Raw genomic sequence first — 14,906 nt, 5'->3', positions numbered from 1 at the left:
CGGGCCGGCGGGCGTCATCGCGCCGCCTCGCGCAGGCGGGCGGCGATCTCCTCGGGGACGGCATCGTTGATCCACGCGCCCATGGCCGATTCGGATCCGGCCAGGTACTTGAGCTTGTCGGGGGAGCGGCGCATCGACATGATCCGCAGGTGCAGCCGGAAGTCACCGTCGTCGGCGGCGGTGGGGGCCTGGTACCAGGCGGCGATGTACGGCAGCGGGATCGGCGCGCCGTCGGCGGTGCTGAAGTACCGGTCGAGCCGCGCCATCAGCTCCGGATACAGGAAGGCCAACTCGGCGCGCTCGTCGTCGTCCAGCGCGCACAGGTCCGGCACGTCCCGCAGCGGCGCCACCTCCACCTCCACAGGCCAGCGTGCTGCGTGCGGCACGTAGGCCGCCCAGTGCCGTCCGGACGCCACCACACGGGTGCCGGCGTCGAGCTCGCCGAGCATTCGCTCGCGCAGCAGGTTCCCGCCGGTGGCCGTGCGGTGCTCGCGCGCGCGACGCAGCACCGTTGCGGCCTCGCGGGGCACGAACGGGTACGCATAGATCTGCCCGTGCGGGTGGGTCAGCGTCACGCCCGTCTCCACGCCGCGATTCTCGAAGCAGAACACCTGCTCGACCCCGTCCGCCGCGCCCAGCACGGCCGTGCGGTCCGCCCACGCCTCGATCACCGTGCGCATCCGCCGCGCGGGCAGCGAGCCGACGGTGGCCGCCGGGTCGGACGAGTAGCAGATCACCTCGCAACGGGGAAGCGCGGGGAACCGGTTCTCGAACACCACCACGTCGTAGTCGTGCGCCGGGATCTCGGTGCTGCGCAGGGCGGTCGACGGGGCCAGCGGGTTTTCCCCCGGCCCGGGGAGGTGGGTGCGGTCCATGCGGGCCGACGCGATCGTCACCCAGTCGCCGGTGCGCGCATCCCACCGCAGGCCACCGGGGGCGGCGCGCGGGGACGGGGGCCGCGGATCGTGCAGAGCGCGGGTGGCGCGGCCGGACAAGTACGGCTCGGTGTCGTCGAAATAGTGCAGGGCTCGGCCGTCGGACAGCGTGGTGGAGGTCTTGCGCACGAGGGGGACGTCGGTCACGGATCCCATGGTGGCGGAGCGTCCGGTGCGCCCGCCACCGCTGCGCGGCGATAGGCTCGAGCCCATGGCCCGACGCGCACCGCTCACCCCCGGCGACCCCACCCCCGTACGCTCCGTCCTCAACGGCATCGAGCGCCCCGAGTACGCGTGGAAGCCCACCGCGCGCGAGGGCAGCGAGCCGTGGGTGCAGGACGCGGACACCGTCGAGGCCATGCGCACGGCCTCGAAGATCGCCGCCGCGGCGCTGGCGGAGGCGGGCGCCGCCGTGGCGCCGGGGGTCACCACCGACGAGCTCGACCGCATCGCCCACGAGTACATGTGCGACCACGGCGCCTACCCGTCCACGCTCGGGTACCGGGGATTCACCAAGTCGTGCTGCACCTCGCTCAACGAGGTCATCTGTCACGGCATCCCCGACTCGACGGTGATCGCCGACGGCGACATCGTCAACATCGACGTCACCGCCTACATTCACGGCGTGCACGGCGACACCAATGCGACCTTCCTCGCGGGCGAGGTGGACGACGAGGCGCGGCTGCTCGTCGAGCGCACGCACGAGGCCACCATGCGGGCGATCAAGGCCGTCAAGCCCGGCCGGGAGCTCAACATCATCGGCCGGGTCATCGAGTCCTACGCAAACCGCTTCGGCTACGGGGTGGTCCGGGACTTCACCGGGCACGGGGTGGGCCCCACCTTCCACAACGGCCTGGTGGTCCTGCACTACGACGAGCCGAACGTGGACACCGTGATCGAAGAGGGCATGACCTTCACCATCGAGCCGATGATCACCCTCGGCGGGGTCGACTACGAGATGTGGGACGACGGCTGGACCGTGGTCACCGCCGACCGCTCGTGGACGGCGCAGTTCGAGCACACCTTGGTGGTCACGGACTCCGGCGCGGAGATCCTCACGCTGTCCTGACGGCTGCGGGCGTGCGCGCCCGGCAGCGGTGGACCGGCGCCCGCGGTACGGATCCGGAGCGTGTGCCGGAGTGGCGCGCCGCACGCCGGGACATGCCCCCGGGCAGGCTGTCACCGCGTACCGTGGTCTCCCATGACCGAACGGAGCATCACGATCAGCGGGCAGCCCCGCACGGTAATCGTCGGCGGGGCGGACGGCGCGCCCGGAGTGCTCATCCTCGCGGGCGCGGCGCACGGCGCTCCGGTACCGCGGATCGCGCCGCTGACCGAGCGGCTGGAGGCCTCGGGCCTGCAGAGCTTCGTATGGGACACGGGTGCCCCGGCCCCCACGCACGAGGAGGTGGCGTCGGCACTCGACCAGCTCGGTCTGCACTGGGTGAACCTCGTCGGGATCGGCGATGCGGCGCCGGCAGCGTGGGAGACGGCAGCACGGCACTTCGGCCGGGTGAGCAGCCTGGTGGTGCTCGACGGCGGCCACCCCGCCGTCGCGGACGTGGACGGCGCGGTGCTCGATCAGGGCTGCCCGGCCGTGGACGTGGCGACCACGCTGGTGCTCACCACCGCAGAGGCGCGGGTGCAGGCGTACGCCAGTGGGCGGCACGTCTACTCGGACTTCCGGGTCGTGGAGCCGGCCGGGGGCGGGGCGCAGTCGCGGGGCACCGCGCAGCCCGGGGACGCCGCACAGCCCGGGGACGCCGCACAGTGGGGCGAGGCACTGGCGGCCGGGCTGGCCACCGAGATCATCCTGCGCAGCAACCCCTGGTGAGGCGCAGGCGGACGCCGGCCGTTGCACGGCGCCCGCCGTCCCGGGGATCCGCGGTCAGAGCTCCAGGCCCAGCAGCGCGTTCTCGACCACCTCGGTGAGAGCGGGGTGGATCCAGTACTGCCCGTGCGCCATCTCGGCGGCACCCAGCCCGAAGGAGAGCGCCTGGATCAGCGGCTGGATCAGCGTGGAGGCCTGCGCGCCGATGATGTGCCCGCCCAGCAGCGCGCCGGTGTCGCGGTCGGCGATCACCTTGCACAGCCCCTCGTCGTCCTCCATGGCCCAGCCGTAGGCGACGTCGGCGTAGCGCTGCACCTTGACGGTGACGTTCGCGTGCTGTGCACGCGCCTGCGCCTCGGTGAGCCCGACGGCCGCGATCTGCGGGTGGGTGAACACCGCCGACGGCACGAAACGGTGGTCGGCCGCGCGCAGTTCCGCGGGCCGCCCGCCGGCGGCACGCTCGGCCAGCAGGTTGTCGCCCACCACGCGCGCCTCGTGGTTGGCGACATGCTTGAGCTGGTGCGGCGAGCACACGTCGCCCAGCGCGAAGACGCCGTCGGCGGTGGTCCGCTGATATTCGTCCACCTGCACCCGGCCGTCGGCGGTGAGGTCGATCCCGCCGGCGGCGGCGCCGATGAGATCGGCATTGGGGGCCCGGCCCGTCGCCACCAGCAGCGCGTCACCCGACAGCCGGGTGCCGTCGTCGAGCTCCACCTCCGCCCCGGTGCCGTCGGTCCGCCGCCGGGCCGACCGCACGGGCGACGACAGGTGCAGGTCCCACCGCCGCCCGGCGAGGCCGGTGAAGTGCGCGGAGATCTCGTCGTCGAGGTGGCGCAGCATCCGGCCGCTGCGGCCGATGATCGACACCCGCGAGCCCAGTCCCGAGAAGATGTGCGCGAACTCGGCGGCGATGAACCCGGTGCCGACGATGATGATGTGCTCGGGCGCCGCCTCGAGACGCATCGCATCCTCGTTGGTGAGGTAGTCCACTCCGGAGCGGGCGATCGCGTCGGGAATGATCGGGCGCGACCCGGTGGCCAGCACGATCTGGTCGGCCGTAACGATCCTGCCCGTGCCGGTGTCGAGGGTCCGGGGGGCGACGAACCGCGCGTGCCCCTCGAATACGGTGACGTTGTCGCAGTCTTCGACGCGGTACTTGCGGCCGCCCGCGGAGATCGGGTCGATGCGGCCGAAGATCCGGCCGACCATGTCCGCGCGGCGCACCCCGTCCACGTGGGCGTCCACCCCGTAGCGTGCGGCGCCGCGGGCGGTCTCGGCCACGTCCGCGGCGTAGACGAACATCTTCGTGGGGATGCAGCCGACGTTGAGGCAGGTGCCGCCGAACACCCCCTCCTCGAGCAGCGCGACCTTCAGGTGGGCGTAGCGCTCGTCCAGGAAGGTGTTCCCGGAACCGGTGCCGATCACCGCGACGTCGAAGTGTTCGGCGCCGGCGGGGTCTGCGGAGGACGGGGCGGGGTCGGTCATCGGGCGTTCTCCTCTGTGTGTTCGTGGCTGTCGTGGTGGTCCGAAGGGGCCGGGGCGGCCCCGAGGGCGATGCGGTCCGGATCGACGGAACCTGCTCCGGGCAGGACTGCGTCGGTCCAGCGGTCGAGTACGCGGAAGGCGTGGGCGCGCACGCCGGGCGAGGACAGGAAGACGTCGTGCAGCGCGCCGTCGATGGGCACGACGGTGTTCTGCCCGCCCAGGCAGCCCGACCAGCGGGCGATCTGGTCGACGTCCAGCACGGTGTCGGCGGAGCGCGTCGCCTGAGACGGCATGGTGGTGAACACGCTGCGCGTCGACCGCAGCACCAGCGACGGCACGCCGACGTCGAGACCCCGGTGCAGGCGGGCGTGCCCGTGGCGCACGGCCCGCAGCCACCCCGCCGTCACCGGGAAGCCGGTCAGCGGCTTCCAGTCGAGGTCGTAGGTCCACTCACCGCCATGGGTGGCGCTCAGCGCGGCGCCGTAGACCTCGGACAGCGCGGTGGGGATGACCGTCGTCGGGCGTGTGCGTCCGAGTACGTCGACGGCGACGGTGCCCACCGAACGCAGGTAGGGCGGGCCCTGGAGGTCGAACCACGGGCTGTTGAGCACCAGTCCGCTTACCGGTGCGGGCGGGGGTGCGGCATCGCGGCGCATCCGGTCGAGCCACAGCGGCAGGATCAGCCCGCCGGTGGAATGGCCCATGAGCAGCACCCGTGCGCCGGTGTCCGCGTGGATCCGCGCGAGGGCGCCGGTGAGCTCCTCGTCGTATACCGCGAGGTCGCGGACGAAGTGCGGCGTCTGGCCAGGGCGCAGGGAGCGCCCGCATTTGCGCAGATCCAGGGCGTAGAACGCGACGCCGCGGGCCGTGAAGTGCTCGGCCAGGTGGCGCTGGAAGAAGTAGTCGGTGAATCCGTGCACGTACAGCACGGCGCGCCCCGTGTCGGGTGCGGTGGCATCGGCGGCCGGAGCGTCGAACTCCGCGGGGTTGCAGCGTACCAGGGTCGCAGTGATCTCGCCCTCACCGTCGGGGTCGTCGCCCAGGGGGATCCTGAGCGCCTCGAAGCCGGGGCCGAGCACGTCACGGTGCCACGCGGGGGACGTCATGGCTTCAGGCTATCGGCGTGGGCCCCCGCGCCGGAGGTGACGATGGTCGCTCCACGGGTGTGGTCCGGTTCGGTATGGCGGCGACCCCCGAGTAACCTCGGAGAAGATCCATGTCTCACACAGACCGAGGAAGTTGAGTTCCCGTGGCGAATCCCTCAGGTGCAAGGCGCAGCCCCCAAGGAGTGAAGACCGACGTCGTCCTCGTCGGGGCGGGCATCATGAGCGCGACGTTGGGCGTGTTGCTGCGGCAATTGCAGCCTGAGTGGTCGATCACGCTCGTCGAGAAGCTCGACGCCGCCGGCGCTGAGAGCAGCGATCCGTGGAACAACGCGGGCACCGGCCATTCGGCGCTGTGCGAACTCAACTACACCCCGCAGGCGGCGGACGGCTCGGTGGATATCACCAAGGCGGTCGGCGTCAACGAGAAGTTCCAGATCTCGCGCCAGTTCTGGTCCTACGCGGTGGAGCGCGGCATCCTTCCGGAGCCGCGTGAGTTCATCAACCCCATCCCGCACATGAGCTTCGTGCACGGTGCGGACGACGTGGAATACCTGGGCAAGCGGTACGAGGCCCTCGCCGGGCACCCCCTGTTCCAGGGCATGGAGTTCTCCACCAGCGAGGACGAATTCTCGCGCCGCCTGCCTCTGATGGCGCGGGGACGCGACTTCTCCGACCCGGTCGCCATCAACTGGACCGACGCGGGCACCGACGTCAACTTCGGTGCGCTCAGCAAGCAGCTGCTGGCGAGCCTGGGCCGCGAGGGCGCCACGCTCACCTTCGGGTCCAAGGTGACGGGGCTCAAGCAGCTCTCCGACGGAAGCTGGAAGGTGGGCGTGCGCAACCTGCGCAGCCGCGAGGAGTACTCGATCAACGCCCGGTTCGTCTTCGTCGGCGCGGGCGGCGGTGCGCTCCCGCTGCTGCAGAAGTCCGGCATCCCCGAGGCCAAGGGGTACGGCGGATTCCCCGTCAGCGGTGAGTTCCTGCGCTGCAACAACGACGAGCTCATCGCCCAGCACGCCGCCAAGGTGTACGGCAAGGCCGGTGTCGGAGCGCCGCCGATGTCCGTGCCGCACCTGGACACGCGCGTGATAGGGGGCAAGCGCGGGTTGCTGTACGGCCCCTACGCGGGCTGGTCGCCGAAGTTCCTCAAGGCCGGCAAGTTCACCGACCTGCCGCTGTCGGTGAAGCCGAACAACCTCATGTCGATGGTCGGCGTGGGGCTGACGGAGTTCGGCCTGACCAAGTACCTCATCGGCGAGCTCGCCAAGTCCGAGGAGGGGCGCATCGAGACGCTCTCCGCCTTCGTGCCCGAAGCGCGGTCCGAGGACTGGGAGCTCATCACCGCGGGCCAGCGCGTACAGGTGATCAAGCGCAACGGCATGGGCGGAACGCTCGAGTTCGGAACCGCCGTCCTCAACTCGGCGGACGGCACCATCGCCGGCCTGCTGGGCGCTTCCCCGGGCGCGTCGACGGCGGTGCACGCCATGCTCGACGTGCTCGAGCGGTGTTTCCCCCAGCGGTACGCGGGCTGGCGGTCCAAGCTCAAGGAGATGGTGCCGTCGCTGGGGGTGTCGCTTGCGGACGACAAGGCCCTGTTCGACGAGGTCTGGAAGTGGACCGACTCCGCGCTCCAGCTGGACGCGTCGTCGCCTGTGCCGGCGCAGCCCGCCGGTGTCTGACGGTCAGGTGCCCGCGGACGGTGCTTTCGGGGCAAACGGCCCCGGTTCCGACAGCCCTGGCGCTGGTGGCCCCGGGTGCGGTGATGCGGTGACCCGGCTGGTCGCGGCGTCCACCGCCCCGGCCTACCTCGCGGGTTTGCATTTGCGGGGCCGGCCGGTGGTGCTGGTCGGCGGTGGCTCGGTGGCCCAACGCAGGCTGCCGCTGCTGCTCGAGGCGGGCGCGCTGGTGACGGTGGTCTCGCCGCAGGTGACCGCCGCCGTCGAGGCGCTTGCCACGGCCGGGCGCGTGCGACACGAGGCGCGCGGATACCGCCACGGAGACCTCGCCGGCGCCTGGTACGTGATCGTGGCCACTGACGATTCCGTGACCAACCAGGCCGCGTCCGCCGAGGCGGAGGAGCGCCGGATCTTCTGCGTGCGCTCGGATGCCGGGGCGCAGGGGAGTGCGGTGACGCCCGCGACGACGCGCCACGGCGACGCGACCGTCGGCGTGGTGGCGCACGGCGACCACCGCCGCTCGGCCGCCCTGCGCACGGCGCTGCGCGGCGCGATGCAGTCGGGCCTGTCCGCCGTGGGCGAAGGACCGATGGCCGCGGGGGTGGCGCTGATCGGCGGCGGCCCCGGCGACCCCGAGCTGATCACCGTGCGCGGGCGGCGGCTGCTCGCACGCGCGGACGTCGTCATCGCCGACCACCTCGCCCCCGCCGAACTGCTCGCGGAGCTGGCGCCGGGCACCGAGGTGGTCGATGCGTCCAAGCTCCCGTACGGGCGGTCGATGCAGCAGGAGCACATCAACACGCTCTTGATCGAGCATGCCCGCGCCGGGCGGTTCGTGGCGCGGCTCAAGGGCGGCGACCCTTACCTGTTCGGCCGCGGGTTCGAGGAGCTGCTGGCCTGCGCGGACGCGGGCGTCCCGGTCACCGTCGTCCCCGGCATCACCAGCGCATTCTCGGTGCCGTCGGCGGCGGATGTGCCGGTGACGCATCGCGGCGTGGCTCACGAGGTGGTGGTCGTGAGCGGGCACCTCGCCCCCGGCCATGCCGATTCGCTCGTCGACTGGGACGCGCTGGGCAGGCTGTCCGGCACAGTGGTGATCCTCATGGGCGTGCGCAGGCTGGCGGCGTTCGCGGAGGCGCTCATCGCGGCCGGGCGACCCGCGGACACGCCCGCGGCGATCATCCAGGAGGGCACGACGGCGCACCAGCGGGTGGTGCGGGCGCCGCTGGCGGAGATCGCGCAACGCGCTGAGGAGGCCGGGGTGCGGCCGCCGGCGGTCACCGTGATCGGCCCGGTCGTCGACGTCGGCGCACGCGCGGGCGAGAGGGCACAGTCCGGAGCCTGATCGGCGGGGCGCCGGCATGGTCGTGGGTGCCGTCTGGCGGTGCGTGCCGTCAGTTCGTGATGATGGCGAGCTCGCGTGCGCCCGTGATCTCCGCGCGCATGCCCGCGGATTCCGCGGCGTGGGCCACGCCGTCCAGGTCGGACGGCGCTGTCGGCGCGGTGGCCAGTGAGCGGGCCAGCAGTCCCTTGTGATGCTTGTTGAAGTGGCTCACCACCTTGCGGGTGCCGTCCGGCATCTCGGTGAGCACGGTCGCTGTCACGGCCTCGGCCACCGGGCCCAGGGCCCGGTATCCGCCCGAGCGCAGGTCCACGATCAGACCGTCGTCCGCCGCCGCGCGGATCGCCTCGGCGAGGTCCGGCTTCCACTGCGCCGCCAGCGTGCCCATCCCCGGCAGCCGCGACGCGGCCGAGAGCCGATAAGCGGGGATCATGTCGCCGGCGCGCAGCGCACCGAACAGCGCCGAACCGACGCCCAAGCGGGCGGCGGCGCGGCGGCGCTGAGCGGAAGTGAACGACGGCGCGTCGAGCGCATCGAACAGCACGCCCGTGTAGCGGTCGAGGGCCGGCATCGTCGGCGACTCCCACAGCCGCCGGTCGCGCTCGACCTCCCCGGCCTGCCGCGGGCCGAGCTTGAGCGCCGCCATCGCGGCGTCGGGATCCTCAGCCAGCTCCACCAGGGTGGTGACCAGGCGTTTGCGGGTGTCGGACAGGGTGGGCATGGACAGCGTGGACAGGTCCAGGGCGGGGCCGTCGCCGCCGGGTGCCTTGGTCTCGGACGGGGGCAGGAGCACGAACACGAGTGATGACGATAGTGCACCGGCCGTCGCGCCCGGAGGCGCGCCGGTGGCTGATGCGAGGCCCGTGCGCACGCCTACTAGGCTGAGTACCCGTGATCATTCGCCTGTCCCACCTGTTCCTGCGCACCCTGCGCGACGATCCCGCCGACGCCGAGGTCGCAAGTCACAAGCTGCTGGTGCGCGCCGGATACGTGCGCCGGATCGCACCGGGCGTCTACTCGTGGCTTCCGCTGGGCCTGCGGGTGCTGCGCAGGGTCGAGCAGGTGGTCCGCGAGGAGATGGACGGCATCGGCGCGCAGGAGATCTCGCTGCCCGCGCTGCTGCCGCGCCACCCCTACGAGACCAGCAACCGCTGGGCCGAGTACGGCGACGCCCTTTTCCGGCTGCAGGACCGCAAGGGCGCCGACTATCTGCTGGGCCCCACGCACGAGGAGCTGTTCACGCTCACGGTCAAGGGCGAGTACAGCTCGTACAAGGACTTCCCGGTCACGCTGTACCAGGTCAAGGAGAAGTACCGTGACGAGGAGCGGCCCCGCGCCGGGATCCTGCGCGGGCGTGAGTTCGTCATGAAGGACTCGTACTCGTTCGACCTCGACGACGCGGGACTGGACGCGTCATACCAGGCCCACCGGGGGGCGTATCGTCGGATCTTCGACCGCCTTGGCGTCGAGTACGTCATCGTCTCGGCCACCTCGGGCGCTATGGGGGGCAGCGCATCCGAGGAGTTCCTTGCCGTCAGCGAGGCCGGCGAGGACACCTATGTGCGCTGCGCCGAGACGGGGTACGCCGCCAACGTCGAGGCCGTGACCACTCCCGCGCCGCCCGCACTCGCATGGGACGACGCCCCCGCGGCGCTGGTGAGGGACACCCCTGGCACGGAGACCATCGAGGCCCTCGTCGACTGGGCGAACGGGACGGGCGGCGTCGCGGACGAGTACGGCCGTGCCGTGACCGCAGGCGACACGCTCAAGAACATCCTGGTCAAGGTGCGTGAGCCGGGCCGCGAGTGGCAGCTGCTGGCGGTGGGCGTCCCCGGCGACCGGGAGGTGGACGGCAAGCGCCTCGAGGCATCGCTGGAGCCCGCCGAGGTGGCGATGCTCGACGCCGGGGACTTCGCGGCGCATCCGTTCCTGGTACGCGGCTACATCGGGCCGCGGGCCCTGGCCGAGCACGGGGTGCGGTATCTGGTCGATCCGCGCGTCGCGGAGGGCACCCGGTGGATCACCGGCGCCGACGAATACGGGCGGCACGCGGTGGGCCTGGTGGCCGGCCGTGATTTCACCTCCGACGGCACCATCGAGGCGGCCGACGTGCGAGACGGCGATCCGTCGCCGGACGGAGGCGGGGTGCTGCGGGCGGCGCGCGGCATCGAAATCGGCCATATCTTCCAGCTGGGGCGCAAGTACACCGACGCCTTCGCAGTGGATGTGCTGGGCGAGAACGGCAAGCCGGTGCGGCCCACGATGGGTTCGTACGGTATCGGGATCTCGCGGCTGGTGGCGGTGCTCGCGGAGCAGCATCACGACGACAAGGGTCTGCGCTGGCCGGCGGAAGCGGCCCCGGCCGACGTGCACCTGGTGATAGCGAACAAGGACGAGCAGGCGAAGGTCGGCGCCGAAGAACTCGCCGCCGGTCTCGACGCGGCCGGTGTCACTCTGGTGCTCGACGACCGCAAAGCCTCGCCGGGCGTCAAGTTCAAGGACGCCGAGCTGCTTGGCGTGCCCCTCGTCGTCGTGGTGGGGCGGGGCTGGGCCGAAGGCACGGTCGAGTTGCGCGACAGGATGAGCGGCGAGACCCGCACGGTCCCGGCGGAGCAGGCCGCCGCGGAGATCCGCGCCGCGATAGGCCGCTAGTCTTCGGAGCCGGTGACGCGGCCCGCGGCGTCCGGGATCATGGCCTGCGGCGCCTCTGACGACGGCAGCGCCTCAGGCTTCGGGCGTGCCGGGGAAGGCCACCGTCGCGGGCACGGTCCCCAGCGCCACGCGCCATTTTCCGGCCCGGACCGCGGCGTCCGCGAGCGCGGTGGCGGAGAAGTCGCGAACCCCGGCGGAGTCCGCGTGCTCCAGCGCGGAGCGCCAGGCGACGGCGCAATCGTGCTCGGCCACGACGGCGAGGCGGGCCGCGGACACCGGGTCGTCCACAGGGAACGGCAGTGTGTAGCCGGCGGCGGACGGCGGTACCGGCGCGCCTGCGGCCGTGAGGATCCCGATCACCGCCGCGCGCCGGGCGCGGTGCGCGGCGGCGTGCTCGGCGATCTGTGGAAGACGGTCGGGCCGCGCGAAAGCGGTGGCGGTGCCGTACGCGTACAGCGCGGCGTCCTCGGCGCCCAAAGCGGCCGTCAGTGCGGCGATGTCGGCGTCGGTGAGCCGCGCGGGGTCCGTCACGGCCGAGGCGGCGGCGGGGGCGCTTGTGGCGGCAGGGGTTTCGGTCACGGGATCAGCACCTTCAGTTCTGCGGCACAGGAAGCGCCGACGGAGCCGACGAGGCCGGCGCGGTATCCGGTCAGGTCCGGTACCGCGTCCGCGGCGGAGCGCCGGGAGTCTGCGAGCTGCGCGCGCAGCCCGTCGAGCGTCGGCGGCGCGAGCGGCGCTGAGGGGTCGGAAGCGGGGACGGTCGTGGTCGCGTCGGTGGTGTCCGGGGTGGTTCCGGCCGCGCGGTGGATCTCGGCAGTGAGCGCGTCCGCGTGCGCTCGTCGCTCGGCGGCGATCTCCTGCAATGCCTGTGCACGGTCCGGGTCCGCGGCCGTCAGCCGCGCGGCGTAGGCGGCGTCGGTACCGGCCTGATCCGCGAGAGACTGGAGCGGATCCACCTCCGGCGCAGGGGAGCCGACGGTGCACGCGGCGGTGGTGACGCCCACCACGGCGAGGGCGCCACCGCCGAGCATCACCGTGCCCGAGGTGCGCAGCAGGGACCGTCTCGACACCGTGGCGGCCGGTTCCAGGACCCCGGCGCCCCGGTGCGCAGGGGCGGTGACGTGGGGCGACGGGGCGCCGGGGGTGCCGGCGGTGCCGCGCGGGGTTCGTGTGGGAAGCAGACGCACGCGGGACAGTCTGCCAGTATTGGCGCGATAGTCTGGACACCCGTAGCGTGTACCGCGCCGCCGCGTCCGCGTCCGGCATGTGATCGCGGGACGCGGCAACCCGGACGGGCGGCCGCGGCGCGTATCGAGTGAGGAGAACGAGACGATGCCGGTCCCGACACGCGAGCAGGTGATGGCGCTGCTGACCGAGCCCGTCCGGCGCGACGGGGCGGAGGTGGAGGACGTGGAGGTCACCGCCGCCGGCGCCAAGTCGGTGGTGCGCGTGGTCCTCGACTCGGAGCACGGCCTGTCGCTCGACGATGTGGTGGAGTTCACCGACCTGGTCTCCGGCGTGCTCGACGGTGCGGACACGGGGCGGAGCCCGTATACGCTCGAGGTGACCTCACGGGGTGTCGACCGCCCGCTGACACTGCCCCGGCATTGGCGGCGTGCCCGCGGACGTCGCGCGGAGGTGCGCACGGAAGAGGAGAAGCTGATCGGACGCGTCGGAGTCCTGGACACCGCGCAGGATCCCGCCGTCGTGGATCTGGTGATCCCCGACCGCGCCGGTCCGGCAGTGCGGCGGATCGCGCTGGACCGAGTCGTCAGTGCCGTCGTGCAGGTGGAGTTCTCGAAGCCGGATCCGCGGGAGATCGCGCTTTCCGGCGGGCCGGCGGATACGGCGCCCGACGGCCCGCAGCGGGCGGTTCCGGGCACTGCAGCGAAGGAGAAGGACAAATGAATATCGATCTGGGTGCGCTCAACGCGCTCGAGCAGGAGAAGGAGATCCCCCGCGGCGCGATCCTCGACGCCCTGCGCACAGCGCTGCTCACGGCGTACAAGCACACGGCCGACCGGCACGACACCCGTGCGCACCCGGACGCGCGCATCGACATCGACGAGAAGACGGGCGCGGTGCGGGTCCTCGTCAAAGAGGCCGACGACGACGGCAACCTGGTCTCGGAGTGGGATGACACCCCCGAGGGTTTCGGCCGTATCGCGGCGACGACCGCCCGGCAGGTGATCTTGCAGCGGCTGCGGGATGCGGAGAACGAGAAGACCTACGGGGAGTTCTCGGCGCGCGAGGGCGAGATCGTCGGCGGAGTGGTGCAGCGTGACTCCGCGGCGAACGCGCGCGGCATGGTCGTCGTGCGCATCGGCGACGACACCGGCGCGGTGGAGGGCATCCTCCCGCAGGCGGAACAGGTCCCCGGCGAGACGTACGAGCACGGCGACCGCATCAAGTGTTACGTCGTGGGCGTGTCCCTCGGGCAGCGCGGCCCACAGATCTCCCTCTCACGCACGCACCCGAATCTCGTCCGCAAGCTGTTCGCGTTGGAGGTCCCGGAGATCGACCGCGGTGAAGTCGAGATCTTCTCCGTGGCCAGGGAGGCGGGGCACCGATCGAAGATCGCCGTGTATGCCACGGCCGACGGTCTCAACGCCAAGGGCGCGTGCATCGGCCCGGTGGGGCAGCGGGTGCGCAACGTCATGCGCGAGCTCGGTGACGAGAAGATCGACATCATCGACTACGACGAGGACCCGGCGGTGTTCGTCGGCAACGCACTGTCGCCGTCCAAGGTCGTCTCGGTGACGGTGGTGGACGAAGTGGCGAGGGCGGCGCGCGTGGTCGTCCCGGATTACCAGCTGTCCCTCGCGATCGGAAAAGAGGGGCAGAACGCCCGACTGGCCGCCAGGCTCACCGGGTGGCGGATCGACATCCGCAGCGACGCCGAGCCGGCGGTACCGGCCGGCGGCGCGCAGCAGCCGGAGGCGTCGCCGGCTGCCGGTCCGCAGGGGGGCGGGGCACGCGGATCCGAGCCGGGTTCGCCTCTGACCGATCCGGAGCGGTAGACTCACTGATGGCCCGATTCGGCATGGAAGCACGGCACCGGAGCGGCGGTAGCGCCGCACCGGTGCGCACTTGTGTGGGGTGTCGTGGCCGCGAGTCCAGGTCCGACCTGCTCCGGGTGGTGTTCCGTCCGGGGCGGGAGGCGAAGGCAGGCGTGAGCGCTCCGCATGACGCGGCCGCGGCGAGCGTCGTGCCCGACCCGCGGCGCAGGCTGCCGGGCCGCGGAGCGTGGATCCATCCCACCTGGGAGTGCATGCGCGCCGCGGAGCGGCGGCGTGCATTCGCCCGGGCCTTGCGTGTGCGGGGAAACCCGGACACGCGTCCGCTGGTCGAGTACATGGCGCACACGACGCCGGTGCGCGACGGGGCGGACGGTCGGTGACCGTGGAACCCCGCGGGCATTCGGCGCCGGGTGACCGGGGCGGAGGAGTTCCGCCGCGGCCGCGGCGGCAAGAAGAAGGACCTCTTGAGAAGGACTGACTGAAACTCATGAGCACACCGTGAAGTACCAGCGATGAACGTCCATCCGTAACCCGGGGTCGTGCGGGCCTGAGCCGCTCGGCCTCACAAGTGAGGAGAGTAGTGGCAGGCAAGGCCCGCGTGCACGAGTTGGCTAAAGAACTCGGTGTCACAAGCAAGGAAGTTCTCGCCCGTCTTAAGGACCAGGGCGAGTTTGTCAAGTCCGCTTCGTCGACGGTGGAAGCGCCCGTCGCGCGGCGGCTTCGTCAATCGTTCGATACGCCCGCCGGCGGCGCGGCCGCAGACGGGGCGGTGAAGTCGGGGCCGAAGCCGGCTGCGCCGGCGAAGGGCGCGGCCCCTGCGGCCAAGCCCGCGGCCCCGAAGCCGGGCGGTGCCCCGTCG

The 14,906-nt window shown here is 72.1% G+C and carries 15 protein-coding genes; 9 read left to right on the top strand and 6 right to left on the bottom strand.

Going from position 1 to position 14,906, the window contains the following annotated elements:
* Window positions 1-14 precede the first annotated feature (14 nt).
* Complete coding sequence (galT, locus tag JJ683_RS17390; protein WP_200175970.1) at window positions 15-1,091, bottom strand: galactose-1-phosphate uridylyltransferase; 1,077 nt, start codon at window positions 1,089-1,091, stop codon at window positions 15-17.
* A 55-nt stretch (window positions 1,092-1,146) separates the two neighbouring features.
* Here galT and map point away from each other — a divergent pair, with 55 nt between their 5' ends.
* Together map and JJ683_RS17380 are read left to right on the top strand one after the other, a co-directional pair.
* A complete protein-coding gene (gene map / locus JJ683_RS17385) occupies window positions 1,147-2,004 on the top strand; it encodes a type I methionyl aminopeptidase (RefSeq protein ID WP_200175968.1) in 858 nt (285 codons plus the stop codon).
* 132 nt (window positions 2,005-2,136) lie between these two features.
* A complete protein-coding gene (locus tag JJ683_RS17380) occupies window positions 2,137-2,769 on the top strand; it encodes an alpha/beta hydrolase (RefSeq protein WP_200175966.1) in 633 nt (210 codons plus the stop codon).
* Between the two features lie 54 nt (window positions 2,770-2,823).
* On the opposite strand, the gene JJ683_RS17375 is transcribed toward JJ683_RS17380, so the two are convergent.
* Both JJ683_RS17375 and JJ683_RS17370 read right to left on the bottom strand, forming a co-directional pair.
* A complete protein-coding gene (locus JJ683_RS17375) occupies window positions 2,824-4,251 on the bottom strand; it encodes a mycothione reductase (RefSeq protein ID WP_200175964.1) in 1,428 nt (475 codons plus the stop codon).
* Window positions 4,248-5,357: an alpha/beta hydrolase gene (locus JJ683_RS17370; RefSeq protein ID WP_200175962.1), complete on the bottom strand. Its 1,110-nt coding sequence runs from the start codon at window positions 5,355-5,357 to the stop codon at window positions 4,248-4,250. The genes JJ683_RS17375 and JJ683_RS17370 overlap by 4 nt, the downstream gene beginning before the upstream one ends.
* 182 nt (window positions 5,358-5,539) lie before the next feature.
* Here JJ683_RS17370 and mqo point away from each other — a divergent pair, with 182 nt between their 5' ends.
* Both mqo and cobA read left to right on the top strand, forming a co-directional pair.
* Complete coding sequence (mqo, locus tag JJ683_RS17365) at window positions 5,540-7,036, top strand: malate dehydrogenase (quinone) (RefSeq protein WP_307811018.1); 1,497 nt, start codon at window positions 5,540-5,542, stop codon at window positions 7,034-7,036.
* Between the two features lie 97 nt (window positions 7,037-7,133).
* Complete coding sequence (gene cobA, locus JJ683_RS17360) at window positions 7,134-8,378, top strand: uroporphyrinogen-III C-methyltransferase (RefSeq protein WP_200175979.1); 1,245 nt, start codon at window positions 7,134-7,136, stop codon at window positions 8,376-8,378.
* A gap of 49 nt (window positions 8,379-8,427) precedes the next feature.
* On the opposite strand, the gene yaaA is transcribed toward cobA, so the two are convergent.
* Window positions 8,428-9,174, bottom strand: a complete 747-nt coding sequence (gene yaaA / locus JJ683_RS17355; protein WP_200175960.1) for a peroxide stress protein YaaA — start codon at window positions 9,172-9,174, stop codon at window positions 8,428-8,430.
* 92 nt (window positions 9,175-9,266) lie between these two features.
* On the opposite strand from yaaA, the gene JJ683_RS17350 reads away from it, so the two are divergent.
* On the top strand, window positions 9,267-11,027 hold the full coding sequence (locus JJ683_RS17350; protein WP_200175957.1) for a proline--tRNA ligase: 1,761 nt from the start codon (window positions 9,267-9,269) through the stop codon (window positions 11,025-11,027).
* 72 nt (window positions 11,028-11,099) lie between these two features.
* Here the strand turns inward: JJ683_RS17350 and JJ683_RS17345 are convergent, their stop codons facing one another.
* A complete protein-coding gene (locus JJ683_RS17345) occupies window positions 11,100-11,606 on the bottom strand; it encodes a ferritin-like domain-containing protein (RefSeq protein WP_307811017.1) in 507 nt (168 codons plus the stop codon).
* Window positions 11,603-12,214 carry a hypothetical protein gene (locus JJ683_RS17340; RefSeq protein WP_307811016.1) on the bottom strand — a complete coding sequence of 204 codons (612 nt, stop codon included), beginning with the start codon at window positions 12,212-12,214 and terminating at the stop codon, window positions 11,603-11,605. Before JJ683_RS17340 ends, JJ683_RS17345 begins: the two co-directional genes overlap by 4 nt.
* 145 nt (window positions 12,215-12,359) lie before the next feature.
* Between JJ683_RS17340 and rimP the strand changes: the two genes are divergently transcribed.
* From rimP to JJ683_RS17320, 4 genes are all read left to right on the top strand, one after another.
* On the top strand, window positions 12,360-12,935 hold the full coding sequence (rimP, locus tag JJ683_RS17335) for a ribosome maturation factor RimP (protein ID WP_200175955.1): 576 nt from the start codon (window positions 12,360-12,362) through the stop codon (window positions 12,933-12,935).
* Entirely contained in the window at window positions 12,932-14,047 is a 1,116-nt protein-coding gene (gene nusA / locus JJ683_RS17330) for a transcription termination factor NusA (RefSeq protein ID WP_200175954.1), read from the top strand. Before rimP ends, nusA begins: the two co-directional genes overlap by 4 nt.
* Before the next feature lie 23 nt (window positions 14,048-14,070).
* Window positions 14,071-14,427 carry a YlxR family protein gene (locus tag JJ683_RS17325; RefSeq protein WP_200175973.1) on the top strand — a complete coding sequence of 119 codons (357 nt, stop codon included), beginning with the start codon at window positions 14,071-14,073 and terminating at the stop codon, window positions 14,425-14,427.
* A 200-nt stretch (window positions 14,428-14,627) separates the two neighbouring features.
* On the top strand, window positions 14,628-14,906 hold a 279-nt coding region (locus JJ683_RS17320), incomplete at its 3' end, for a translation initiation factor IF-2 N-terminal domain-containing protein (protein WP_200175953.1).

The sequence above is a fragment of the Tomitella cavernea genome (genome assembly GCF_016599145.1).
In the GTDB taxonomy this organism is placed as follows: Bacteria; Actinomycetota; Actinomycetes; order Mycobacteriales; family Mycobacteriaceae; genus Tomitella; species Tomitella cavernae.
This window is presented reverse-complemented; position numbering and strand designations above follow the sequence as displayed.

Excerpts from the sequence above, each read along its gene's own strand:
- galT (WP_200175970.1), bottom strand. The coding sequence starts at position 1,091 with ATGGGATCCGTGACCGACGTCCCCCTCGTGCGCAAGACCTCCACCACG.
- map (WP_200175968.1), top strand. The coding sequence starts at position 1,147 with ATGGCCCGACGCGCACCGCTCACCCCCGGCGACCCCACCCCCGTACGC.
- JJ683_RS17380 (WP_200175966.1), top strand. The coding sequence starts at position 2,137 with ATGACCGAACGGAGCATCACGATCAGCGGGCAGCCCCGCACGGTAATC.
- JJ683_RS17375 (WP_200175964.1), bottom strand. The coding sequence starts at position 4,251 with ATGACCGACCCCGCCCCGTCCTCCGCAGACCCCGCCGGCGCCGAACAC.
- JJ683_RS17370 (WP_200175962.1), bottom strand. The coding sequence starts at position 5,357 with ATGACGTCCCCCGCGTGGCACCGTGACGTGCTCGGCCCCGGCTTCGAG.
- rimP (WP_200175955.1), top strand. The coding sequence starts at position 12,360 with ATGCCGGTCCCGACACGCGAGCAGGTGATGGCGCTGCTGACCGAGCCC.
- nusA (WP_200175954.1), top strand. The coding sequence starts at position 12,932 with ATGAATATCGATCTGGGTGCGCTCAACGCGCTCGAGCAGGAGAAGGAG.
- JJ683_RS17325 (WP_200175973.1), top strand. The coding sequence starts at position 14,071 with ATGGAAGCACGGCACCGGAGCGGCGGTAGCGCCGCACCGGTGCGCACT.